This window comes from Bradyrhizobium sp. B117, assembly GCF_038969555.1.
Taxonomy (GTDB): domain Bacteria; phylum Pseudomonadota; class Alphaproteobacteria; order Rhizobiales; family Xanthobacteraceae; genus Bradyrhizobium.
Genome location: NZ_CP152414.1, coordinates 3,810,786 through 3,835,503, shown reverse-complemented (window position 1 = coordinate 3,835,503; position 24,718 = coordinate 3,810,786). Strand labels below are relative to the sequence as shown.

The following is a 24,718-nucleotide window of genomic DNA, read 5'->3' as shown; positions in this document are numbered from 1 at the left end:
TCTTGAGCACACCCACGAGACCTTCCGCGCTCGCGCCGTTCCGCATCCGCAACTATCGTTTCCAGTGGCCATCCGATCTGCTCACCTCCTGGGCGTTCGAGGTCGAGACGCTGGTGCTTGGCTGGTACATCATGGTCGAGACCGGCTCGGTATTGCTGCTGACCGTGCTTGCCTCGCTCCAGTTCGTCGGGACCCTGGTCGCGCCGGTATTCGGCATGATCGGCGACCGCATCGGTCATCGCGATCTCCTGGTCGTGATGCGTCTTGCCTACACCGTGCTCTCGTCGACCATCATGGCTCTGGCGCTGACCGGTCATTTGTCGCCGCTGAGCGTCATGATCATCGTCGCGATCATGGGCCTGATCCGGCCCTCAGATCTCGGCGTGCGCGGCGCGCTGCTCGCTGACATCATGCCGGCCGAGCACCTCGTGGGCGCCATTAGCGTGGCACGTACGACCCAGGACAGCGCGCGCATCGCCGGAGCCTTGACGGGCGCAAGCCTGTTCGCCGTGCTCGGCATCGGCCTCGTCTATGTCGCGATCGCCTGCCTCTATCTCGTGGCCGCGCTTCTCATGCTCTGCCTGACCCGGCCCAAAAGGATTGTCGCCACGAGCGATCTTCCGGCAAACGGCCACGCGATGTCGCGATTGCTGGACGATCTGAAGGAAGGGATCGTCTACGCCTGGAATGGCCCGGGAATGCGCGCGGCGCTCTGCGTTGCCTTCCTGGCCAATCTCACCGCGTTTCCCTTCACCGGTGGACTGTTGCCCTACATCGCGCGGGAGATCTTTCACACCGACCAGACCGGCCTCGGCTACCTCTCGGCGAGCTTCGCCGTCGGCTCGCTGATCGGCTCGATCACGCTCAGCCTCGTCAGCGGACTGCGCATCGCCCGGCTGCTGATCGGCGCGACGCTGGCCTGGTACGCCATGCTGCTGGTGTTCGTCGAGATCAGGACCATGCCGGTGGCGATGGCCTGCCTCGTGCTCGCGGGCATCGCCCAGAGCATGTCGATGATCTCGGCAGCCGTGATCCTGATGCGCACCGCGAGCGCGCATCTGCGCGGCCGCGTGATGGGCGTGCGCATGATGGTGATCTACGGCCTGCCGATCGGCTTGCTCGCGGCCGGCAGCCTGATCGACATCATCGGCTATTCCGCGACGGGCTCGCTCTACGCCGCAGCCGGCTTCGTCGCGATGCTGGCGATCGCGATCCGCTGGCGCGCCGACCTCTGGCCGGTGCACGCACCGGCGAACGCGCGCTAGAGCCCGCTCCGATGAATCGGAACGGGCTCTAGATTCTCGTTTGGGCGCGTTTTCTTGACGCGAACCGGTATCCACTTTGCTCGAAAACGCTCTAATCCCCGTAACCGCGCAGCCGGTCGATATCGAGGATGGTGACGCCGCCATATTCGAGCCGCAGCAGACCTTCTTTCTCCAGCCTGTTCAGCGCGCGATTGGCGTTCTGGCGAGACATGCCCGAGAGCGCGCCGATCTCCTCCTGGGTAATCTCCAGATGCCGGGTCGATTCCGGATACAGGATTGGATTGAACAGCGAGGCGATGCTGCGGGCGAGACGCGCGGTGGCGTCCAGCGTACGATTAACCTCGAGCATGCCGATGAACTGGCCGAGCCGCTCGTTGAGCTGGCGCACCAGGAAGCGGTTGAAGCCGACGCTGTTCTCGAACAGCCACATGAAGGCGCTGCGCTCCATCAGCGCGACGCGGCTGTTGCGCAGCGCGACCACGTCGTAGCGGCGCGGCTCGTTCTTGAGCACGCTGCCCTCCCCGAACCAGGCCCCCGCCGTCAGCCCGGCAAGGCTCGTCTCCTTGCCGTCGCGCGAGACCCCGCCCATCCGCGCGAGACCGCTGACCATGCCGGCCCAATAGGCAAATGTGTCGCCGCGCATGAACACGGTCTCGCCGGTGCCGTAGGACCGCTCCGTGATCCCGGCGCGGGCGACCTCGATCTCCACTGGCGTGAGCTCGCGCGACCAGGCGGCGACGCGCTTCAGATGATCCTCTGAAATCATGATCCCGAGGCCAGCCGCACCGTCTTGTCACTCCACCCTTCTGTTGCACTGCAACATGATTAATTCCGCTGCCATCCGACGAAAGATGGAGGCCGCCTCGGTCCGAAAAACTTTGTCGCAGAATTGTCAGGCCGGAGACATTTCAAAATAGCGCTTTCCCCTATTGAGAGCCACCTTGGGCGATGCGGCTTTTGATCCCGTTCGGGATCAGAGTGGCGCGGCTCCGGACGGGACCAATCGCTGCATGGCCTCGCCGGCTCGGCCGTACTAGGATCGCACCGACGAACGGACGAAGAGCGCCACTGAATGCGCCATCACCGGGAGGGATTTGTTTGGTGGCTACCAGTCTCGAAGTGCGCGGCGTGTCCTTGCGATTCGGCGGCGTCCGTGCGCTGACCGATGTCAGCTTCGCCATCAGGGAGGGCGAGCTGTTCTCGATCATCGGCCCCAACGGGGCCGGCAAGACCTCGATCGTGAACTGTATTTCCGGCCGCTACAAGCCGACCGAAGGCCAGCTGTTCTACCAGGGCCGCGACATCACAGGCCTGACGCCGAATGCGCGTCCGACCCTCGGCATCGGCCGCACCTTCCAGAATCTGGCGTTGTTCCACCACATGAGCGTGCTCGACAACATCATGGTCGGGCGCCATCACCTCCTGAAGAACAATTTCCTCACGGGCTCGCTGTACTGGCTCACCGGCGCGCGCAAGGAGGAGCTCGAGCACCGCCGCAAGGTGGAGGAAATCATCGATTTCCTCGACCTCCAGTCGGTGCGCAAGGCGACCGCCGGCACCCTGCCCTACGGCCTGCGCAAGCGCGTGGAACTCGCCCGCGCCATGGCGCTGGAGCCGCGCCTCATCCTCCTCGACGAGCCGATGGCCGGCATGAACTTCGAGGAGAAGGAGGACATGGCCCGCTACATCGTCGATCTCAACGAGGAGTTCGGGATGACGGTCGTGATGATCGAGCACGACATGGGCGTGGTGATGGACATCTCCCATCGCGTCATGGTGCTGGATTTCGGCCGCAAGATCGCCGAGGGCGATCCGGCGACCGTGCTCGCCGATCCCCACGTCAAGCGCGCCTATCTCGGTGAAGAAGACGAGGTGCTGGTCGATCCCGACGATGCCCCGCCCGCACAGGAGAGCGCGGCATGATGGATTACGCAGGGCGCGTCGCGCAGGCCAACACCTATCCAAAAATGCTCCGGCTCAACGCGAAGGAGCATGGCAACGAGATCGCGCTGCGCGAGAAGGATCTCGGCCTCTGGCGCCTGTTCACCTGGAACGACTACCAGACGCGGGTGCGCGATTTCGCTCTCGGCCTAGTCGAGCTCGGTCTCGTGCGCGGTGACGTCATCGGCATCATCGGCGACAACCGGCCGGACTGGGTCGCGGCGGAAGTCGCGACGCACGCGATCGGCGGATTGAGCCTCGGTCTCTACCGCGATGTGCTGGATGAAGAGGCTTCCTATCTTCTCAACTATGGCGAAGCGCAGCTCGTCTTCGCCGAGGACGAGGAGCAGGTCGACAAGCTGCTTACGCTGGCCGACCGCGTGCCAAAACTCAGGCACATCATCTATTCCGACCCGCGCGGGATGCGGAAATACGACGACCCGCGCCTGATGTCGGCGGAAAAATTCGCCGAGCTCGGCCGCGCGCGGGCCGCACGGGAGCCGGAGCTCTACGACAAGCTCGTCGATGCCACGAGGGGCGAGGACGTCGCGATCCTCTGCACCACATCGGGCACCACCTCGCATCCCAAGCTCGCGATGCTCGCCGCCGGGCGCGTGCTCGGCCATTGCGCGACCTATCTCGCCTTCGATCCGAAGGGCCCGGACGACGAATACGTCTCGGTGCTGCCGCTGCCCTGGATCATGGAGCAGGTCTACGTGCTCGGCAAAGGCCTGCTCTGCCGGATGAAGATCAACTTCGTCGAAGAGCCGGACACAATGATGAACGATCTGCGCGAGATCGCGCCAACCTTCGTGCTCTTTGCCCCACGGGTCTGGGAGTCGATCGCCGCCGACGTCCGCGCCAAGGTGATGGACGCGACGCCCTTCAAGCAGCGCCTGTTCGACATCGGCATGAAGTCGGGTCTTGCCGCGCTCGAACAGGGCAAGCGCTCGGGCTTTGCCGACGCGATCCTGTTCCGTGCGCTCCGTGACCGGCTCGGCTTCACCCGCCTGCGCTCGGCCGCGACCGGCGGCGCCGCGCTCGGCCCTGATACGTTCAAGTTTTTCCAGGCGATGGGCGTGCCGCTGCGCACGCTCTACGGCCAGACCGAGCTATTGGGCGCCTATACGCTACACCCCGAGGGCAAGGTCGATCCCGACACGACCGGGGTGCCGATGGCCGACAGCGTCGAGATCCGCATCGACAATGCCGACGTCCACGGCGTCGGCGAGATCGTGGTGCGGCATCCCAACATGTTCCTCGGCTATTACAAGAACCCCGAGGCGAGCGTCGCGGACATCAAGGATGGCTGGATGCTGTCGGGCGACGCCGGTTATTTCAACGCCAACCGCCAGCTCGTCGTCATCGACCGCATCAAGGATCTCGCCGAGACCTCGCGCGGCGAACGCTTCTCGCCGCAGTTCATCGAGAACAAGCTGAAGTTCTCGCCATACATCGCCGAAGCCGTGGTGCTGGGCGCCGGCCGCGACGCGCTCGCCGCGATGATCTGCATCCGCTACTCTATCATCTCGAAATGGGCGGAGAAGAACCGCCTCTCCTTCACCACCTACAGCGACCTCGCTTCGCGGCCCGAGGTCTATGCGCTGCTCCAGAAGGAGGTCGAGACCGTCAACGCCACGCTGCCGCCGGCCCAGCGCATCTCGCGCTTCCTCTTGCTCTACAAGGAGCTCGATGCCGACGACGGCGAGCTCACCCGCACCAGGAAGGTGCGCCGCGGCGTCATCAACGAGAAATACGAAGGCATCATCGACGCCATTTACCACGGCGATGCCGACATCCCCGTCGACACCGTGATCCGCTTCCAGGACGGCACCACGCAGAGAGTGCGCACCACGTTGCGCGTCGTCGATCTCGGCGGACACGGGCATATGGCGGAGGCTGCGGAGTGAGCCTGGTGATCGCCGAGCGCGGCGCTGCCCTTCGCCTCTCCCCGCTTGCGGGGAGAGGCCGGAGCGCGTCAGCGATCCGGGTGAGGGGGAGCCTCCGCGAGGGCGGTGACAATCGTTTCGAGAACGCCAGCCAAGTTGCGAGACACGTCGTTGTTCCAAAACCGCAGGATTCGATAGTTGCGGTCGGCGAGCCACTTGTCACGCACGGCATCGCGCGGATTGTTGGCATGTTGCCCGCCGTCCACCTCGACGATCAGCCGGGCTTCGCGGCAGATGAAGTCGACAGTGTACGGCCCGATAGGCTCCTGTCGGACGAATTTGTAGCCGTTCAGCCTGCGGGCGCGCAGGCGATACCAGAGCGTCCGCTCCGCGTCAGTCAATGCGGCGCGCAAGTGCCTGGCGCGCTCTGTCTTAACCTCATCAGCACCTCGCATGCGGAGGCTCCCCCTCACCCGCCGCGCTTTGCGCGTCGGCCTCTCCCCGCAAGCGGGGAGAGGCGAAAGGTCCACCATACATGAACACCGCCTTCCTCATCCAGCTCCTGGTCAACGGCCTCGTGGTCGGCACGCTCTATGGCGTGGTCGCGATGTCGTTCGTGCTGATCTACAAGGCGACGCAGGTCGTCAACTTCGCGCAAGGTGAATTGCTGCTGGTCGGCGCCTGGGTCTGCTGGGCGCTGCTCGCCAAATACCAGGTGCCGTTCTGGATCGGCATGCCGATCACGCTGGTGTTCATGTTCGTGTTCGGTATCGCGGTCCAGGTGTTGATCCTGCGGCCGATGATCGGCGAGCCGATCATTTCCGTGATCATGGTGACGATCGGCCTCTCCACCGTGCTCCAGGCGACGCTGAAATGGATGTTCGGCGTCAACCCGCAGCCGTTCCCGCGCGTGTTCGAGAGCCAGTCGGTCAGCCTGTTCGGCCTCCAGATCCAGACCGTCTACGTGATGAGCCTCGTCGTCTCGATCGCCATGATGATCGGCATGGCCTGGTTCTTCCGTGCCTCGAAATACGGCCTTGCGATGCGCGCCACCGCGTTCAACCAGCAGGTCGCGCAGTCGCTCGGCATTTCCGTCAAGAGCGTGTTCGCGATGGCCTGGGCGATCTCGGCGACGGTCTCGGCCGTCGCCGGCGTCGTCGTCGCCGTCGTCAACGGCGTGTCCTCGGGCCTCGCCGCCTACGGCATCAAGGTATTCCCGGCGGCGATCCTCGGCGGGCTCGATTCAGTCGGCGGCGCCGTACTCGGCGGCATCATCATCGGGCTGCTCGAGAACGTCGCCCAATATGTCGACAGCCAATATCTGCACTGGGGCAATCTCTACGAGATCGCGCCGTTCTACGTCCTCATCATCGTGCTGATGATCAAGCCCTACGGGCTGTTCGGCACTCACGACATCGAGCGGATCTGATCCCATGGCCGGCCCTGCCCTCATTCCCGCTGGTGATTTCCGCACCTCCTATGCGGCCGACACCACAATTTTTCCGACCAACACCAGCCGCAACTTTGCGATCGCAGGCGTGCTGCTGCTCTGCCTCGTGCCGCAATTCCTTGGCGGATACTGGCTCAGCATCCTGATCCAGATCGGTATCTTCTCGATCGCGGCACTCGGGCTGAACATCCTGGTCGGCTTCACGGGCCAGATCTCGATCGGGCACGCCGCCTTCTTCCTGCTCGGCGCCTTCACCTCGGCCTACATCTCCAACAACGCGCCGATTCCGGTGTTCTTCGCGATCCCGCTCGCAGGGGTAGTCACCGCGCTGGTCGGGCTGATCTTCGGTATCCCCGCGGCGCGGCTGAAGGGCCTTTACCTCGTCATCGCGACGCTGGCCGCGCAATACATCCTGCTCGACTTCTTCTCCCGCGCCGAATGGTTCTCCGGCGGCTCGGTGCCGGCCAGCGCCGAGCCGTTCTCGATCTTCGGCTACACGCTACGCGGCGATAAGCAGTATTTCTACGTCGTGCTGGCCTACGTGCTGGCGAGCTACATCCTCGTCACCAATCTGATGCGAACGCGCGACGGCCGCGCGCTGGTGGCGATCCGCGACCATTATCTCTCCGCCGAGATCATGGGCATCAACCTCACCAAATACCGCACGCTATCGTTCGGCCTCGCCGCCTTCTTCGCCGGCATCGCCGGTGCGCTCTATGCACATTACCAGCTCGTGGTGTCGCAGGAGGGTTTCGGCATCGAGCGCTCGATCCTGTTCCTGGCCATGATCATCATCGGCGGCACCGGCTCGATCATGGGCACGCTGATGGGCACCGCCTTCGTGGTGCTGCTGCCGGAGACGATGGAGTTCATCAGCCTCTATTTGAAGGGCGGCGCGATCGACAAGGCGCTGTCGCTCAACAACAACATCACCTTCCTGCGCGAGATCGCGATCGGGGTGATCATCATCGCGTTCCTGATGTTCGAACCCGACGGGCTTGCGCATCGCTGGCGGCAGATCAAGGCGTATTGGAAACTCTACCCGTTCTCGCACTGAGCACGGAAACTGACGAACCAACGAATAAAACAGCAGGAGGCAACCAATGAAGACAAAATCCTTTTTGAGCACCGCGTCGCTCGCGATCGCGATTGCCGCATTCTCGGCGGGCGCGCAGGCGCAGATCGCGATCGGCCACCTCGCCGATTATTCCGGCGGTACCTCCGACGTCGGCACGCCCTACGGCCAGGCCGTCGCCGACACCTTCGCCTGGGTCAACAAGAATGGCGGCGTCAATGGCAAGCAGCTCAATGTCGATACCAACGACTATGGCTACCAGGTGCCGCGCGCGATCGCGCTGTACAAGAAATGGTCGGCGCCGGACAGCAAGGTCGCCGCGATCATGGGCTGGGGCACGGCCGATACCGAGGCGCTGACCGGCTTCCTTGCGCAGGACAAGATCCCCGATCTTTCCGGTTCCTATGCCGCCGCTCTCACCGATCCCGAAGGAGTCAGCGGCAAGGCCAAGCCCGCGCCGTACAATTTCTTCTACGGCCCGAGCTATTCGGACTCGCTGCGCGCGATGCTGATATGGGCCGCCGAGGACTGGAAGGCCAAAGGCAAGTCCGGCAAGCCGAAATTCGTGCACATGGGTGCCAACCATCCCTATCCGAACGCGCCGAAGGCCGCCGGCGAAGCCATGGCGCAGGAGCTCGGCTTCGAGGTGCTGCCGCCGCTGGTGTTCGCGCTCTCGCCGGGTGACTACAGCGCCCAGTGCCTGAGCCTGAAATCCTCGGGCGCCAACTACGCCTATCTCGGCAACACCGCGGCCTCCAACATCTCGGTGATGAAGGCCTGCAAGACCGCCGGCGTCGACATCCAGTTCCTCGGCAATGTCTGGGGCATGGACGAGAACGCCGCCAAGACCGCAGGCGACGCCGCCAATGGCGTGATCTTCCCGTTGCGCACCGCGGTGAGCTGGGGCGGCGATGCGCCCGGCATGAAGACGGTGATGGAGATCTCCAAGATGTCGGACCCCACCGGCAAGGTCTATCGCCCGGTGCATTACATCGCGGCGGTCTGCTCGGCGCTGTACATGAAGGAGTCGCTCGACTGGGCCGCCAAGAACGGCGGCGCCACAGGCGAGAACGTCGCCAAGGGCTTCTACCAGAAGAAGGATTGGGTGCCGGCCGGCATGGAGGGCGTCTGCAATCCCTCGACCTGGACCGACAAGGACCATCGCGGCACGCTGAAGGTCGACCTCTACCGCACCAAGGTGTCGGGCGCGACCGACGGCGACCTCAACGACCTCATGGCCAAGGGCACGATCAAGCTCGAGAAGGTCAAGACCGTCGAGCTGCCGCGCAAGCCGGAGCTGCTGGGCTGGTGAGCCTGGCGCTCACCCAACGACAACTGTCATCCCCCGCCTTGTGCGCATCGCGCACTGGAGCGGGGGATCCAGTACGCCGCGGTCTCTCGGGGAACGTCAGGCGTCTCTGGAATACTGGGTCACCCGCCTTCGCGGGTGACGACGGCGGAGAATGAAGACGCATGTCCCAAACCATTGAAGCAACCCGTCCCACTCCCACCGCCGTGGCACCCGCCGCACTCCTTGCCGTGCGCAACATCGAGGTCGTCTATGACGACGTGATCCTGGTGCTCCGCGGCCTCAGCCTCGACGTCCCCAAAGGCGCGATCGTGGCGCTGCTGGGTGCCAACGGCGCCGGCAAGTCGACGACGCTGAAGGCGATCTCGGGGCTGCTCAAGACCGAGGACGGCGAGGTTACGCGCGGCGAGATCCTGTTCGAGGGCGAGCGCGTCAACGGCATCGATCCCGACAAGATCGTCCGCCGCGGCATCTTCCAGGTGATGGAGGGCCGGCGCATCGTCGCCGACATGACGTCGCTGGAAAACCTCAGGCTCGGCGCCTTCACCCGCCGGGACCGCGAGGTCGATGCCGACCTCGACATGGTCTTCAACTATTTCCCGCGCCTGAAGGAGCGCACTGGCCTTGCCGGCTATCTCTCCGGCGGCGAGCAGCAGATGCTCGCGATCGGCCGCGCGCTGATGGCGCGCCCGAAGATGATCCTGATGGACGAGCCGTCAATGGGCCTGTCGCCACTGCTGGTGAAAGAGGTGTTTTCCATCATCCAGAAGATCAACCGCGACCTCGGAGTCACCATCCTGCTGGTCGAGCAGAACGCGCGCGCCGCGCTGTCGGTGGCGAGCCATGGCTACATCATGGAGCAGGGCAAGGTCGTGCTCGACGGCACCGCCGACGAGCTGCGCGACAACGAGGACGTCAAGGAGTTCTACCTCGGCGGCGCCGGCGACCAGCGCAAGAGTTTCAAGAACCTCAAGAGCTTCAAGCGGCGCAAGCGGTGGCTCTAACCTTCCAAAACCTGCTCAGCTTCCGTGACTGCGCAGAGAACATGATAGAACGACGACGCAGGAATGGTGTCGACCAGCGATTTGCCGTCGCGATCGAACTGGTCGTACCAGCCGCCCTTGACGGGATGGCTGAGATAATGCCGTTCGAGCCGTACCAGCGCCGCACGCGCTTCGTCCGCCGCGCCCGCCTCGCCGGACTCGGCCTGCGCGATCCACGCCTTCGCCATCTCGGTCTGCGGCCACAGCCGCCGCGTGCTGCGGCGGATGTCGCCGCTCGCATCGCCCTCGTCAGTGAGGCAACCGGTCGCCTCGTCGCGATAGCGCAGCGCGGTCGCGAGCAGCTCGGCGCGGCGCTGGCCGGTCGGGCAGCCCGTGATGCGTTCAAATCCCTTCAAGAGCCAGACCCATTCGGCCTGATGGCCGGCCTCGACGCTGACCGGCTCGATCTTCGACCAGTCCTCCTCGAAATACTCCGTCAGGATGTGCTTCTGCTTGTCGTAGAGATTGGCGAGGAACAGCGCGAAGAATTCGCCGGCGCGGTTCTGGAACGACAGATCGTGGGTCGCGTCGAAACACGCGATCATCGCCTCGAACAGGTGCATGTGCGGATTCTGCCGCCGCGGCAGCGAGACCGGCAGGCTTTCGTGGACGCCGCCATGCGGCGAGCGCAGGTGGCCGTCGAGGAAAGCGAGCAGCGCGTCGATCTCGGCGCGCACCTGGGCGTCCTGGTCGAGCGCGTAGACGGCCGCGAGCGCAAACAGGATGAAGGCGTGATCATAGGCATCGCGCCGGGCATCCAGCACCGCGCCCTCCGGCGTCAGCCGGTGCACATAGCCGGGCTTGCCGTCGGGCGCCTTCGCCTTGGCCAGCAGATGCTCCAGCCCCTTCAGCGCGATGGCGCGGCCTTGCGGATACCAGCCCATCTGCGCCGCCTTGGCGTAGCACCAGATCTGGCGCGCCTGCACGAACACGCGCCGCGGCGCGGCGGCGTCCGCCGTGCCGTCGCGGTGCAGCCGGTCGATGAAGCCGCCTGCGGCATCATCCCAGCCGATCGTCGACCACAGCGGCAGGGCGTCCTCGATCATGCGGCGCTTCAGGCGCGGGACGACGTCCGCCGCAATCATTCCTTCGTCCGCCATCACGTCCTCTTCAAGCCGAGCCAATGGCCGTCTGATACCCATGCCGGCGGCGGCGCGCAACGGATGCCAACCCGGAAAGACCCGCCATGACCGCCCATTACGACGCCCGCGAAACGCGCGAACCGGCCGCGCGCGAGAAAGAGCTGTTCTCCCGCCTGCCGGAGGTGCTGCGCAGCGCGATGGCAGCGCCCGCCTATGCCGCGCGGCTGAAGGGCATCGATCCCACCGCCGTGACCTCCCGGGCGGCGCTGGCGGGCTTGCCGGTGCTGCGCAAGTCGGAACTGCCGGCCCTGCACAAGGCCTCCCAGCCCTTTGGCGGCTTCGTCACGGCGGCCCCGGGATCGTTCGCCCGCCTCTTCACCTCGCCCGGCCCGATTTTCGAGCCGGAGGGGCGGCAGGCCGATCCCTGGCGCGGCGCGAGGGCGCTGTTTGCGGCCGGATTCCGCCCTGATGACGTCGTGCTCAACACCTTCAGCTATCACCTCACCCCAGGCGGCTTCATCTTCGACGCCTCGGCGCGCGCGCTCGGCTGTGCGGTGATCCCGGCCGGCCCCGGCAATACCGAGCAGCAATTCGAGCTGATCGAGGCCTATCGCCCGGTCGGCTACAGCGGCACACCGGACTTTCTGAAGATATTGCTCGACGCAGCGGCAAACGCGGGCCGCGACGTCTCCTCGATCAAGCGCGCGCTGGTCTCGGGCGCGGCCTTCCCGCCCTCGCTCCAGGCCGAGATCAGGGCGCGCGGCATCGACGCCTACCAGGCCTTCGGCACCGCCGATCTCGGCCTCATCGCCTTCGAGACCGAAGCGCGCGAGGGCATGGTCGTGAACGAGGACCTGATCATGGAGATCGTCAAGCCCGGCACCGGAGATCCCGTGGCTCCGGGCGATGTCGGCGAGATCGTCGTGACTTCGCTCGACGCGCACCATCCCTGGATCCGGCTTGCGCTCGGCGACCTCACTGCAGTGTTGCCGGGCGCCAGCCCCTGCGGTCGCACCAACATGCGGATCAAGGGCTGGATGGGCCGCGCCGACCAGACCACCAAGGTCAAGGGCATGTTCGTCCGGCCCGAACAGGTCGCCGAGATCGGCAACCGCCATTCCGCGCTCGGCCGCCTGCGCCTCGTCGTCACGCGCCAGGGCGAGACCGACGCGATGACGCTGAAAGTGGAAACGGCCACCGCGAGCGATGTGTTACGCGAAGAGATCGCCACCACCTTGCGCGCGGTGACGAAACTCGGCGGCACCGTCGAGCTGGTCAACCCGGGCGCGCTGCCGAACGACGGCAAGATGATCGCGGACGAGCGGTAACCGTTCAATGGCGCGGCGCGTCCAAAAGCTGCTGAGATAGCGCGGCCGATCCGACGACCCCGACAAGGGCTGTGATTCCATCCGCTAGCATCGAGAGGGCGCGCCATTCTGCTGGCGTTTCGGCGCTCGAGATTGCAGCGGAAGGCTCCTCGCGGACTCCGCTCGCGATCGGCTTCGCCTCCTTGACAAACCGCTTGAAGAGCTGTGAGGAAAGATCACAACGATCAGGGGCGGCAGATGACAGCGACAATGGTGCGCCCGGCGGTCTTTTTCGACCGCGATGGCGTGCTCAATCACGATCACGGCTACGTCTTCGAGACGAGCCGGTTCGAGTGGAGAGATGGCGCCCGTGAAGCGGTCAAGCTCGTCAACGACGCGGGCTATTTTGCCTTTGTCGTCACCAACCAGTCGGGTGTGGCTCGTGGGTTCTTCGAGGAGAGCGACGTCCAGGCTCTCCACCGCTGGATCTCGCAGGAGCTGGCGATGATCGGCGCGCATATCGACGCGTTCGAATATTGTCCCGATCATCCCGAAGCCATCATCGAGCGTTATCGGCGCGTAAGCGACCGTCGCAAGCCTGCGCCCGGCATGATCACCGACCTCCTCAAGCGCTTCCCGGTGGCAGCCGACAGAAGCATCCTGATCGGGGACAAGCCAAGCGACCTGGAGGCGGCCGAGGCTGCGGGCATTCAGGGCCTCTTGTTCCAGGACGGAAACCTCGAAGCCTTCGTGCGGCAAGCGCTCTCCATGCGCTGAACCCGCGGGATTCAGCCCAAGTGAGCCTGCCAACCTGGCTCATCGAGGTGACCGAGATCGAGCAGCCTGCGACGTGAGGCGGCTCGCTTCGCGAGAAGCCAAGCCACAAGGGACGGACTGCGACCTAAAGCATGATCCGGAAAAGTGCGAAGCGGTTTTCCGGAAAAATCATGCGTAAATAACAACCTAAAGCGCGATGACGATTCATCCAAATCTCATCGCGCTTTAGCGCGGCTTCGACAGCCGGTAGGGCCCGAGATACAGCACGTCCAGACCGGAGCAAAAATAGGTATGCAGAGCCTCCAGCGGTGCGTTCACCGTCGGCTGCTCGTTGATGTTGAGGCTGGTGTTGATCAGGACCGGTAACGAGGTCGCCTTCGCGAACTCACCGATCAGGCGGCTGTAGAGCGGATTGCTGTCCGCATGGACGCTCTGGATGCGTGCGGTGTTGTCGACGTGGACCACCGCCGGCATGGTTTCGGCGACCTTCTCGTTGACCGGAAACGTCACCACCATGAAGGGCGCGTCGAACGTGTCCTCGAAATATTCGGCTTGGCGCTCGTACAGCACCGAAGGGCAGAACGGACGGAACTCCTCGCGATATTTGATCGTGAGGTTGATGCGATCCTTCATGCCCGCGTGGCGCGGATCGGCCAGGATCGAGCGGTTGCCGAGCGCCCGCGGACCGTATTCCATCCGTCCCTGGAACCACCCCACCGTCTTCTGCTCCGTCAGGTCGCTGACGCAGCGCGCCACGGGATCGTCGAGCAGCTCGAACTTCGCGCCGATCTTGTCCAGCGTCTCCCGGATCGTGTCGTTGGAATATTCCGGTCCCCAGTAGGCGTGGGTCAGCGGTGCGATCGCATGGCCGGCCTCCGCGCACTTCATCATCGCGGCGCCCAGCGCCACGCCCGCGTCGTGCGGCACCGGCGGGACGTAGAGACGCTTCACCGACGGCTCGGCCGCGATCTCCATGTTCATCTTGCAGTTCAGCCCGACGCCGCCGGCGATGCAGACGTCGCCGCAGCCCGTCTCGGCGATCGCGGAGCGGATCACCTCGGTGGTGACGATCTCGAGTTGCTTCTGGCCGCTCGCAGCGATGTTGGTCAGCCGCTGGTCGAGCGGCGCGCCGCGCAGCCGCCGCGGGCCCAATATCTCCTCCATCTTCTCGGTGAAGATGCGCTCCTGCCGCGTCGAGAAATCGCTGGTGAAGATGTCGGCGTCGCGCCTGCGCTTGTCGAGTTCGGGATCGAGCTCGTAATTGATACCGGCCGGGCGCAGCAGCTTGGCGAACTTGTCGAGATATTCGGGGCTGCCATACGACGACAGGCCCATGACCTTGTACTCGTCGTTGGTCATCTGATAGCCGAGATACTGCGTCAGCATCCCGTAATAGAGTCCGAGACTGTTGTGGCGGCCGAACCGCGTCAGCACGCGAAAATCGTTGCCGCGCGCATGGGCGACGAGACCGGAGCTGGAATCGCCGGAGAAGTCGAAACAGGCAACGGTCGCCTCGGAGAAACCGGAGCCGTAGAACGAGCTCGCGGCGTGACAGAGGTGATGGTCGTAGAGCTCGATCTTCGGGCTGTTCCCGAACTGGTACTTGAAATATTCGGTGAGGCGCTGCGTGTAGTTCGTATAGGTCTTCAGCGGCGAGCAGATCCAGTCGACGTCGCGCATGGTGATGCCGGCCTGCTTCAGGCAGTACCCGATGGCGCCGCGCGGCAGCTCGCCGCGCGCATGCTTGGCCAGCGTGAATCGTTCCTCTTCCGCGGCGGCAATCAGCTCACCGTCACGCAACAGCACCGCCGCGCCATCGTGGTGGCCGTGCTTGATGCCAGAGCTGATACCGATCACATACATGCGTGTATTCCCTCGAAAGGCCGCCTTCTACAACAACTTGAGGCAAAGTAAATAACTCCCGACGCGCGCAGATCCGGCGGGGTCCTCAACGAGGACGCCGGACATTTTTTCGGCCTCAGGATCTGAGATTGATTGACGGCGTGCTGGAAGCGTCACCGGAGGCAATCTCTGCATGTTTAGCCAATCCGTGCTGGCCGAAACCGCCCGCTTGCTGCTCCGATTCCGACAAGAAAGCCCTTGAGCGAATGCAACCAGATAGCAAAACATCCTGACCGAAGGCTAAAGAATCCCGAGTCATTCAACGCTTCCGCATAGGCAAACCGATAACCGCGCTTCGGAAAAACGGCACCAGCGCAACCAGCAAGATCGGCCGGGTTAAGCCCCTCGTTCCCCCATCTCCGGTTCGCCCCCCTGCCAAGCCTACGAGCAGTGCAGCTCAACACGAAGATAGTCGGGGAACATATCCTTCGGCGCAATTGATATACGGCTTGCCAGGTAATCGAAGCTATCACTCAATTTCTCTAGCCTTGCGCACAAATGGACGGTCAGTGCACAGTCCTCGCTACGCCCACGGAATAGGTAAAATAACCAATGGACAGTTTTGCCGCATCGCCGAGACTCGCCGTCGACCGCCGCTTGCTAGGCTTGCTGCTCTTGGTCCATACGGTGGTACTCTGCGTATCCTCTTCCTGGGCCATAAACTCCTTTCCCGGCGTGCTTGAGTACGACAGCTCGCACCTGCTACCCGCGATACTCAACGTCTCGATTTTCGCTTTGGTCACGGTCCTCTTTGTCTACGCCCAATTCAGCTTCGGCTACGTTGTAAGCTTTTATTTCTACACGATGATTGCAGGGTATCTCTGGCTGATTGAGTTCTCGCTCCTTTCGTATCATCATCGGCTGGCTCAGATCTCGATTGTCCTGTCTGGATTGGCATTCGTTCTGCCCGCTCTGTTCATCACGTCGCCGATCAGACATCGGTTCGTGATGTCGGCGAATACTTTCGACAAGCTTCTTTCGCTTATCCTGTTTCTAGGGACGGCGACCGTTGCGGTCGGCGCCGTTTATAACTTCAGACTCATAGGCCTGTCCGAGATATACATTTATCGCGCAGAGATCGAATTTCCGGCGCCGGTTCGGTATGCGATCGGCATATCATCGAACGCGCTCCTTCCGTTCGCCTTCGCGTGCTTTGTGGACCGCAAGTTCTACTGGCGCGCCGGAATATCCCTTGCGCTTCTTCTGCTTCTATACCCGATCACTCTAACCAAGCTGACGCTCTTTGCGCCGCTCTGGCTGTTGTTCCTCGCACTCCTGTCAAGGTTGACCCATGCTAGGACCGCGACCATCCTGTCTCTGTTGCTACCGATGCTAATCGGAATCATATTGTTTCTTCTGACGAGGGCCGGCGCCATTCCATCCGGCTACGGGCTGCTCTACGCAGGAATCGTCAACGGCCGTCTGATCGCGATGCCGTCGGTTGCGCTGGAGGTCTACAACAACTTCTTCTCGGAGCACGTGCTAACCTATTTCTGTCAGGTCAAAGTATCGAAGCTCGTTATGACTTGCCCCTATGACGAGCCGCTATCCGTCGTGATGTCGAAGGCCTATCAGCTCGGTGCATTCAACGCCTCCTTGTTCGCAACAGAAGGTATTGCCTCCCTCGGTCCAACACTGGCCCCGCTGTCCGCGTTCGGTTGCGGACTGGTCATCGCTCTCGCAAACCGCGTGTCTTCCGGCTTATCGCCGCGATTTATCCTTCTTTCAGCAGGGCTCCTCCCCCACGTTCTGCTCAATGTCCCGCTTTCAACGACCCTGTTGACGAACGGCGCCGCCCTTCTTTTCCTGCTGTGGTACGTCGCACCTCGCGCCGCCATGACGGCGCCACGCCAGCCCCCCGAACATTAGCTCACCAAGCCAGCCGAGCAAGCCTTGCTGGCAAGCTCATCTTCGGGCACGCCCGATGTCCATCATCTCTCTTGTCCGCCAACAGTCGGAAACCCTCGAGGCAGAACGAACGACGCATCGAATCCATCGAGCTGTGGCAAGACGCCGGAAATCCGCGGATTGATCGCGCACGGACAGCCGTGTATTACGCGGCTACGGGGGACGCTGTCGATGCGCAGAACGATATTCGCGATTTTGGTTTCAGGGTTGGCTTGTATTGCTACTTCCGCACGGGCCGCTAGCTGCACGGAAGGGTCGAAGTTCGACAACAGCGGCGTCGCCATTTTCGACTATGGCGCCCAGAGCTGGGGCGATGTCAGCAATATGGGGGTGCAGTATAATCCGACCAATATCGCTCAACTGGCACGATCATGCATTAACACTTTTCGACAAAACCGCAAGGCCGAAGAATGGACGGTTGCGCTGGCGCAGATCCATTGGCTGATGAGCAACGCCGTTTTTATCGGCCCAAACCTTGCCGGCTACCAGCATCACTTTGTCTGGAACTATGGCCTCAAAGCCGGCTGGTACTCCGGCAGCGCCCAGTCAAGCGCGATCCGCGCTTTGGTAGAATACTTCCGCGACACGCAGGACGAATCGGTCGTCCACCTGATTCAAAGCTTGAAGAATTTCATGATGTTACCGGTCGCAAAAGGCGGGACTCTCCAGGAAACGCCCGAAGGCGGCGCATGGATCGAAGAATTCCCTTCCGATCCACCTTCCCTCGCGCTGGGTGGCGACATTGATGGGTTGCTCGCATTGCGGGCAATTGCCGACGCCTTTAACGACACGCAAGCGGAGCGCGATTTTCAAATAATCTTTTCGAGCCTCAGAACCTCACTGAAGCAATATGATACCGGCAGCTGGTTCCATACCGATCGATATTCCGCACGCCCGCCAGCGCTCGCCCACGATATGTACGGGCTGGCGTTTGTTCGGCTCTTGATGCAGCTTTTTGAGATCACACACGACCCGTTAATGCTGTCGACAAGCCTCAGATGGGGCTCCTTCTATGAGGAGGGGTCGCGCAATTCACACGGCACGGTGAAACGCGACCTCGATGGCTACTATCGCCTTTCGGGAGGCCTCGCTAAGTTCAGCGGCCAAGACGTGCTGAAGGGTAATATCGAGGAAGTGACTGTTACCCCGATTTCGATCCCCGGCTTTGGCGCCGACAAGCTGTTTGACGGAAATATCGACACCTATTTCGGCGCTGACGAAGAGGGGCCCGCGACAGTTTTGGTCAAGTTAAAAAAGCCAGGGCCGATCAATACCTTGCGGATTGGACTGTATAACAAAGAACTATATCCGACCGATCTACGAATCGAGATCAAATCCGAAGGAGAACAAGACTTCAGGCCGATCCCCTACGATCAGACGAGCGATCGAAGGTACCTATACCTTCACTTCGCCGAACTGAATCCCAAGGAGGTGAAAATAGCCGCAACGAAATTCAACGACCAGAACAGGCTTGTAATCAGCGAGATATGGCTGGGAAGGATGGATTGGACGGACCGGACGATCCCCAATTGCAGCCGGACAACGGATCCGGTCAGGATGGGGGGATCCAGTTTTAGGCTATCTCTCGACGCTCCTCATGAGAGCAAGCGCGAGGTTTTTGTAATCTATCGCCACGCGAACACTAATGAAGGCTTGGCCAAGGCGTCTTGGCAATGGGACACCATAATCCCTGAAACAACTCAGGATGTGGCACAGGGCGCGGACCTGTATCAATTCCGTGTTCTTTGCACGCAAGCTGTCGGCGAGCGCGGGTGGAAAGGGCTCGAAATCATGAGCGTGCCGGGAAACCAGCTCATTTACCGAGAATAGAACTCATCCCGAGCTGGACGAACTGCCGCGCCGAGACCTCGGGCTCGCAGGCCCCGGTTGCGCGAGCGTCGAACTCGGCAACCGAGGTAGCCCGGAGACAAGGCCGAACAAGGCGCCGCGGCTGATCAGAGCTGACGTGCTGCCTACCCGTTCGGCGGGAAAACACTGCACGGTACAGCTTCCGAAAACATCGTTAGGTTCACCTCGCTTCGGCCGGACTTTGCAGCGTCCTTATGAGATTCAGTGGCATAGATCAGCGGCGCGCCAACTGCACAATTTGGCCCACCGGATCCAGCAAGCCCCACTTTGCTTAAGGAGCTCAGCCTGCATGCCGAAGTCGGGGCAACGCCGCTGCAAAAACGCAGACCATTCCGGCGTCGTGCCCAGCGAAACATGCCAGCGCGACAACGGCAACGCCGTAGCTAGCCATTACTCGCTCGCAAGGGCCACGAATGCGCCAGAAACGAACGCAAAAGCCTTCCGGGCGCCGCTTGATAACCAACGACAAGTAGAAGACTAAGCGCTGGCAGAAAAAGTCTTAGAGAAAAATACTGCACAGAAGCGGCCATTCTTCTAGAAAAGCACCGGCGCTAAAAAGAATGGCCGCGCATGTCTGCACTCGCCTTTAGACTGATAGAAAGACGAGCCGCCCCGAACAGGACCAGTGGGCTGATCCGCCCTAACGCAGTAGGCGACCTTCTTCGATCGATGTCATACGGAAACCAGCCAATTGATATGGAGCCGTCGTCATTGCACTGCCTCCAACTCCCATCCATTCATTGAAAATTAATTCGCTCACGCTCGATAACCAAAGGCTTGCGCCTGACTTGATTGAAGATTGCCAAGATGTATTCGCCAATCAGCCCGAGGAAGAAAAGCTGGACCCCCCCAAAGAAGAAAAGTGCGGCGATGATAGTCGGCACACCGCGAAACGTATTGACGTGGCCCGTCAGAGTCAGCAGCATGACAACAAGCGCGTATAGTATGCTTGCGGCAGCCACAATGATGCCGACAAACAAGGCAAGCCGAACAGGAACACCACTGAAACTAATGATGCCATTCATTCCCTGATCGAGCATGTGGGAAAGCCGATTGCGCGACCGTCCGTATTTGCGCGCTCGCCACGTATACTTAATGCCCGTCGAGCGAAACCCGCAGTCAAACGTCATCAAGCGCATGAACGGCTGCGCATCGTCTATCTGTTTCATTACGTCGATAACCCGACGATCGACGAGTTGGAAGTCGCCTGCATCCGGCGGATAGCTCACGTAAGTCAGCCGGCTCAAAATCCGGTAGTAGGCTTTGCGGGTAAACTTCAGAACCGCGCTCTCTTCCCTCTCCGCCCTGATTCCATACACAATCTCATTGCCCGCTTCCCACAACCGGACCATCTGCGGGATCAACTCGGGCGGATCCTGAAGATCTACCGGCAAGAATAGCAGAACCGCGTCCCCACCTGCGGCAAGAACACCGTTGTAAGTGTTCTTGAGAATACCAAAATTCCGCGAGTTGACGATGATCTTGATGCTTGGGTCGCTCGCTGCGAGTCCCTTTAAAATGTCGACCGTTCGATCGGTCGAGCAGTTGTCGCAAAAAATTTGCTCAAGCTTGTAATCCGGGAGCTGCTGTCTGAAGATCGAACGAACCGTTTCCACGCATTCGACGATACTTGCCTCTTCATTGTAGCAGGGCGTTACGATGCTGATGGTCTTCATGGTTGTCGTCTCGCAGCGATGACAAAATGGCTGTCGTGGGTTTTGGCTTTCGACCTCGGCCAGGTTCGCGGATCTAGCGGTCGCTTATCCGATTCCGGACACCCGCTGCGTTACCTCCTCGGCCTTCGACCAGAGGCGCAACGACCCTCGATACCAGGAAAGTGATGCCGGCTCATCCTGCAGGAAATCCGAACATAGCTCAGCAAGGCCCCTTACCCGTCGATCGAACTTGCCGGCTGAGTCCTCTGCCTGAAACGGATCGGATAGGCTGATCGCCTTCGCGGAATAGCCGACCGAAAAACCTTCCCGAGAGGCGTTCGCGTCAACGTCGATCTCGAACAACGGCAGATTGGGCCCGGTGAAAGTCGCCTGCCAACGATCGGCCTCGTCGGGGTGCTCAAAACTAATTTGCGAAGTCAAAACGTCGGTATAGCCGAGCTCCGACAACAACGCGATCAGGTGAATCCCAAAAAACCGCATCGCGCCACCGCCCATCGACACGTGGCGCTTCCAGGTCGGCGCCCGGGTTTTCCTATGATGCGCCAGGAAGTGCCACACAAGCTTAATGGCACCGTCAAGACCGCCTTTGACCCGCGCCCGCAACAATTGCTTTCCCCAGTCGGTGTAGCGGAAAGCGTAGGCTATCCGAAACTTCTTGCCGGCTGCGAGCAGATCCTCGACCAATCTGTCTGCCGCTTCGGGATTCGGAGCGATCGGCTTTTCCAAAAGCACTCGCCGGATATTTCCGCGCCGGCAACAGTCGGCCACGAGTTCGACCTGGTCCGCTGGACGCCTGGCGATGATGATCGCGTCCACACGATCCAATAACGTCTCCTCGTCAGCGCACCACTGCACCTTATCGACCAGATGGCCGACGTCGTCTCGTTTCAGCAGAATCGCTCGGTATCGTTCCGGCAAAAAAATCGGTTCGCTTCCGCAGGCCAGCATCGCAGGAAAATATCCGTAGAGGCCGAAGCCGGAACCGAGAATGCCGACCTTCATTTGCCGCCGTCCACGAAGTCCGCAGGAGAAATGATGTCGATGATATCGCCGCTGAAGCCACGACCGCGCATGTAGGCATGGATTTCAGGCGCAATGTGCCACGCCAAGTTCAAAAGCGGCCCCTTCCCTTCAACGAAGTCGTCATCCGAGAGAATGGGAATGCGGGTACCTGGCACGTAGTGTCCAATCTTTCCCGATCCTGGTTTTTCGTAAACCGCCGAAATCTGATCCACGTCAAATCCGAGAATCTTGATCGGAATTGCCGCGCGCCCTGGGAAGGCTTTGGCAACCAGCCTGCCGTGTCGCTCGATTTCTCTCAGCAGCTTCGCAGACTTATTCGCCTTCCAGATCTCGACCCGCTTCGAAAGACGCCGGAATCCATCTCCAAGGTCCTTTTCTTTCGCGCTCAGTTCTTGCCAGCGATCGTGGCCGCTATGTTCACCGGTTGCCCCCGTCAGAAAGATCCGAATGTTGCCGCCATAGCGCTGGGGAAATTCAACCTTGGCAATCCGCATTCCAAGAGCATTCGCAATGAATGCGAACGATGTGTAACTGTAGGTACGGGGATGCTCATGATAAAAGGTGTCAAATTGATTCTTTTCCAAAATGGCGCCGATGTAGTGATTTTCAATCACGATCATGGTGTCCGGCCCCGACAGCAGCTTCAAGGCCCTGATCACATGGGCAAGATCTTCGATATGAGCGAAGACATTCGTAAACGTGATCACGTCCGGCCGACCGCAGTCCTTTACGAAAGAAGCGGCAACGGCCTCGCCAAAAAACGCTTCTACGACGCGGTGCCCACGTTCCAAGGCGTCCTTCGCCGCGCCCGTCGGTTCAACACCGAACGTCGCCGCACCGCGCTCGGCAAAGATGGCGAGCAAGCTGCCGTCGTTGCACCCGACATCCAGAACTTTCTTGCCCCGCAGGTCTCCCAGCATCTGCTCAGTTGCATCGACCAATTGCCGCATTCCATTAAGAACGTCCGCGGTATGGCGCGATCTGTAGTGATAGGTCTGGGGAAACAGATCTTGTTTCGGGACTTGAAAGCGCTGATGAGCCGTAATGCAGCGGCTGCAAAAAAGAATATCGATCGGGTATTCTTTGCAAACACGGGCTTCGCCGATCTGAACAAGGTCGTCGCACATGGGGTGATTGCCCAGATCGATCACGCGATCAAGCTTGCTATCGCCACACACCTCACATCGCGTAATCTCGTGCAACTCCTGTGACATCGTAATTCTCTCCGAGATGGCCGCGCTAACTGCTGCTGTCTTTGGGTATTCCGACCGCTACGGATCTATCCTCGGGTCAGGACGACATCCGTGGTACTGTGATCATTAGAGCGCTCTGCTCAAGCGAAAAACGGCGCATATCCTCGCCTCGTTGATGTGCACGATACCAATCCACAGTAAGCCGCAAGACATCTTCAAACTCGATCAGAGGACGCCATCCGAGCAGATTGCGTGCCTTCGAACAATCAAGCTTGAGATAGTTGGCTTCGTGGGGCTGCTCGCCGTGTTCCCGCTCCCAGCTGCATCCTTCGCCCCAATGGCGCACCAGAGCATCCGCGAGCACGGCAACGGAAACCTCGCCATCCATTTGAGGACCGAAATTCCATCCCCCCTCAAACCGCTTGCCTTCGTTGACCAGACGTTCCGTCAGAACCAGATAGCCAATGAGCGGGTCCAGCACATGCTGCCAGGGTCGGACTGATGAAGGATTGCGGATGCGAAGAGGCTGCTTTGAAATGAACGCGCGCATTGCATCGGGAACCAATCGGTCCGTCGACCAATCTCCACCACCGATCACGTTACCGGCGCGGACAGTCGCGACCCGCGCAGCCGTCTTGGTCTGGAAGAAACTGTCGCGGTACGCGGCCGTGACCATTTCGGCGCAGCCCTTGCTGTTGCTATAGGGATCCCGACCTCCGAGCTGGTCCGCTTCGCGATAAGACCATGGCCATTCCCTGTTCTCGTAGCACTTGTCGCTGGTCACGATGACAACGGCCTGAACCGTTGGGACCGATCTTACGCACTCCAGCAGATGGACGGTGCCCATCACATTCGTGGCGTACGTCTCAACGGGCGCTTGATAAGAGCGGCGCACGAGTGGTTGCGCGGCCATGTGGATGACGATATCCGGCTGTGCTGCATCGACCGCTTTTCCCACCGCATCGACTTCACGAATATCGCCGATCGTATGATGAACAATGTCCTTCACAGCAGCCGACACGAAGAGACCGTCCTCGCTCTCGGGCTCAAGTGCGAGACCATAGACCTCTGCGCCAAGCTGCGAGAGCAAAAGGCAGAGCCACGCTCCCTTGAAACCGGTATGCCCGGTTAAAAAGACGCGCTTGCCGACCCAGAAGCTCCGGTTTATCACCAAATCCTCCAGCTCGCAGTGCCGCGTGCCCACTCTTCTTCCAGGAAGTTGCGTTCACGCAGAGTATCCATGGGATGCCAAAAGCCATGGTGATAAAATGCGCGTAGCTGATCCTGTCGAACGATTGACTCGACCGGCCCGTGTTCCCAGACCGTATCGTCGCCTGAAATCAAATCGGCCACCGAGGGTGAAAGCAGGAAGAAGCCGCCATTGATCCAGCCACCGTCGCTCGCCGGCTTCTCGGCGAAATTGACAACCCTCTCGCCCTCTAGGCGCATCGCACCAAAGCGGGCGGCGGGCCGAACCGCTGTAATCGTCGCCATCCGGCCATGCTTCCGGTGGAAAGCGACCTGTTGGCCGAGATCAACGTCCGCAAGGCCATCGCCATAGGTCAGGGCAAAGAAGGGATCATTGGCGACGTAGGGGATTATGCGTTTGATGCGGCCGCCGGTTTGTGTGGCATCTCCCGTATCGACCAGCGTGACGCGCCAGGGCTCCGCTGTGTTTCGGTGAATATCGATGCGGTCCTCCGCCAGATGGAACGTAACGTCAGAAGTATGCAAGAAATAGTTGGCGAAATACTCCTTGATCACGTAGCCCTTGTATCCGAGGCAAATGATGAAATCTGAAAATCCGTAGTGACTGTAGATCTTCATGATGTGCCAGAGAATCGGGCGGCCTCCGATCTCGACCATCGGCTTCGGCTTGAGAACCGTCTCCTCAGAAAGACGGCTGCCCAGACCACCAGCCAAAATGACAACCTTAATATTCTGCCCGACAGTAATATCGTTCACTCTGCCCGTTGCTCCTCAATTGCCGGCTCATTTCTCGCGCACAA

General features: G+C 61.2%; 20 protein-coding genes. 11 read left to right on the top strand and 9 right to left on the bottom strand.

Going from position 1 to position 24,718, the window contains the following annotated elements; genetic code table 11:
* Positions 1 to 2: 2 nt before the first annotated feature.
* Positions 3 to 1,265, top strand: a complete 1,263-nt coding sequence (locus tag AAFG16_RS18730) for an MFS transporter (protein ID WP_342740157.1) — start codon at positions 3 to 5, stop codon at positions 1,263 to 1,265.
* Positions 1,266 to 1,356: 91 nt separating this feature from the next.
* Here the strand turns inward: AAFG16_RS18730 and AAFG16_RS18725 are convergent, their stop codons facing one another.
* Positions 1,357 to 2,031 (bottom strand): Crp/Fnr family transcriptional regulator, encoded by a 675-nt coding sequence (locus tag AAFG16_RS18725; RefSeq protein WP_342740156.1) that lies wholly within the window; start codon positions 2,029 to 2,031, stop codon positions 1,357 to 1,359.
* A gap of 335 nt (positions 2,032 to 2,366) precedes the next feature.
* Between AAFG16_RS18725 and AAFG16_RS18720 the strand changes: the two genes are divergently transcribed.
* Positions 2,367 to 3,188: an ABC transporter ATP-binding protein gene (locus AAFG16_RS18720; RefSeq protein ID WP_283085776.1), complete on the top strand. Its 822-nt coding sequence runs from the start codon at positions 2,367 to 2,369 to the stop codon at positions 3,186 to 3,188.
* Positions 3,185 to 5,116 carry a long-chain fatty acid--CoA ligase gene (locus tag AAFG16_RS18715; protein ID WP_342740155.1) on the top strand — a complete coding sequence of 644 codons (1,932 nt, stop codon included), beginning with the start codon at positions 3,185 to 3,187 and terminating at the stop codon, positions 5,114 to 5,116. The genes AAFG16_RS18720 and AAFG16_RS18715 overlap by 4 nt, the downstream gene beginning before the upstream one ends.
* Positions 5,117 to 5,184: 68 nt before the next feature.
* On the opposite strand, the gene AAFG16_RS18710 is transcribed toward AAFG16_RS18715, so the two are convergent.
* Positions 5,185 to 5,550 (bottom strand): endonuclease domain-containing protein, encoded by a 366-nt coding sequence (locus AAFG16_RS18710; protein WP_342740154.1) that lies wholly within the window; start codon positions 5,548 to 5,550, stop codon positions 5,185 to 5,187.
* Between the two features lie 80 nt (positions 5,551 to 5,630).
* Between AAFG16_RS18710 and AAFG16_RS18705 the strand changes: the two genes are divergently transcribed.
* The 4 genes from AAFG16_RS18705 to AAFG16_RS18690 all read left to right on the top strand — a co-directional run bounded on the left by AAFG16_RS18705 (position 5,631) and on the right by AAFG16_RS18690 (position 9,933).
* Positions 5,631 to 6,524, top strand: coding sequence for a branched-chain amino acid ABC transporter permease (locus AAFG16_RS18705; RefSeq protein WP_342740153.1), 894 nt, complete (start codon positions 5,631 to 5,633; stop codon positions 6,522 to 6,524).
* Between the two features lie 4 nt (positions 6,525 to 6,528).
* Positions 6,529 to 7,602 carry a branched-chain amino acid ABC transporter permease gene (locus AAFG16_RS18700; protein WP_283085773.1) on the top strand — a complete coding sequence of 358 codons (1,074 nt, stop codon included), beginning with the start codon at positions 6,529 to 6,531 and terminating at the stop codon, positions 7,600 to 7,602.
* A 46-nt stretch (positions 7,603 to 7,648) separates the two neighbouring features.
* Positions 7,649 to 8,932, top strand: a complete 1,284-nt coding sequence (locus AAFG16_RS18695) for an ABC transporter substrate-binding protein (protein WP_283085772.1) — start codon at positions 7,649 to 7,651, stop codon at positions 8,930 to 8,932.
* Between the two features lie 161 nt (positions 8,933 to 9,093).
* Positions 9,094 to 9,933 (top strand): ABC transporter ATP-binding protein, encoded by an 840-nt coding sequence (locus AAFG16_RS18690; protein WP_342740152.1) that lies wholly within the window; start codon positions 9,094 to 9,096, stop codon positions 9,931 to 9,933.
* Here AAFG16_RS18690 and AAFG16_RS18685 read toward each other — a convergent pair.
* Positions 9,930 to 11,072, bottom strand: a complete 1,143-nt coding sequence (locus tag AAFG16_RS18685; protein WP_342740151.1) for an AGE family epimerase/isomerase — start codon at positions 11,070 to 11,072, stop codon at positions 9,930 to 9,932. The genes AAFG16_RS18690 and AAFG16_RS18685 overlap by 4 nt on opposite strands.
* Positions 11,073 to 11,158: 86 nt before the next feature.
* On the opposite strand from AAFG16_RS18685, the gene AAFG16_RS18680 reads away from it, so the two are divergent.
* On the top strand, positions 11,159 to 12,382 hold the full coding sequence (locus AAFG16_RS18680) for an AMP-binding protein (RefSeq protein WP_342740150.1): 1,224 nt from the start codon (positions 11,159 to 11,161) through the stop codon (positions 12,380 to 12,382).
* A gap of 249 nt (positions 12,383 to 12,631) precedes the next feature.
* Positions 12,632 to 13,138, top strand: a complete 507-nt coding sequence (locus AAFG16_RS18675; RefSeq protein WP_342740149.1) for an HAD family hydrolase — start codon at positions 12,632 to 12,634, stop codon at positions 13,136 to 13,138.
* Between the two features lie 225 nt (positions 13,139 to 13,363).
* Here the strand turns inward: AAFG16_RS18675 and AAFG16_RS18670 are convergent, their stop codons facing one another.
* Positions 13,364 to 15,001, bottom strand: a complete 1,638-nt coding sequence (locus tag AAFG16_RS18670; RefSeq protein WP_342740148.1) for a carbamoyltransferase C-terminal domain-containing protein — start codon at positions 14,999 to 15,001, stop codon at positions 13,364 to 13,366.
* A 591-nt stretch (positions 15,002 to 15,592) separates the two neighbouring features.
* On the opposite strand from AAFG16_RS18670, the gene AAFG16_RS18665 reads away from it, so the two are divergent.
* Together AAFG16_RS18665 and AAFG16_RS18660 are read left to right on the top strand one after the other, a co-directional pair.
* A complete protein-coding gene (locus tag AAFG16_RS18665; RefSeq protein ID WP_342740147.1) occupies positions 15,593 to 16,909 on the top strand; it encodes a hypothetical protein in 1,317 nt (438 codons plus the stop codon).
* Positions 16,910 to 17,119: 210 nt separating this feature from the next.
* Positions 17,120 to 18,778, top strand: coding sequence for a D-glucuronyl C5-epimerase family protein (locus AAFG16_RS18660; RefSeq protein WP_342740146.1), 1,659 nt, complete (start codon positions 17,120 to 17,122; stop codon positions 18,776 to 18,778).
* 776 nt (positions 18,779 to 19,554) lie between these two features.
* Here AAFG16_RS18660 and AAFG16_RS18655 read toward each other — a convergent pair.
* The 5 genes from AAFG16_RS18655 to rfbF form a co-directional block, all read right to left on the bottom strand.
* Positions 19,555 to 20,493: a glycosyltransferase family 2 protein gene (locus AAFG16_RS18655; RefSeq protein ID WP_342740145.1), complete on the bottom strand. Its 939-nt coding sequence runs from the start codon at positions 20,491 to 20,493 to the stop codon at positions 19,555 to 19,557.
* Positions 20,494 to 20,577: 84 nt separating this feature from the next.
* Positions 20,578 to 21,495 carry a Gfo/Idh/MocA family oxidoreductase gene (locus tag AAFG16_RS18650; RefSeq protein WP_342740144.1) on the bottom strand — a complete coding sequence of 306 codons (918 nt, stop codon included), beginning with the start codon at positions 21,493 to 21,495 and terminating at the stop codon, positions 20,578 to 20,580.
* Positions 21,492 to 22,643, bottom strand: a complete 1,152-nt coding sequence (locus AAFG16_RS18645; protein WP_342740939.1) for a class I SAM-dependent methyltransferase — start codon at positions 22,641 to 22,643, stop codon at positions 21,492 to 21,494. The genes AAFG16_RS18650 and AAFG16_RS18645 overlap by 4 nt, the downstream gene beginning before the upstream one ends.
* A gap of 163 nt (positions 22,644 to 22,806) precedes the next feature.
* Positions 22,807 to 23,913, bottom strand: a complete 1,107-nt coding sequence (rfbG, locus tag AAFG16_RS18640; protein WP_342740143.1) for a CDP-glucose 4,6-dehydratase — start codon at positions 23,911 to 23,913, stop codon at positions 22,807 to 22,809.
* Entirely contained in the window at positions 23,877 to 24,647 is a 771-nt protein-coding gene (rfbF, locus tag AAFG16_RS18635; protein WP_342740938.1) for a glucose-1-phosphate cytidylyltransferase, read from the bottom strand. Before rfbF ends, rfbG begins: the two co-directional genes overlap by 37 nt.
* Positions 24,648 to 24,718: the final 71 nt, after the last annotated feature.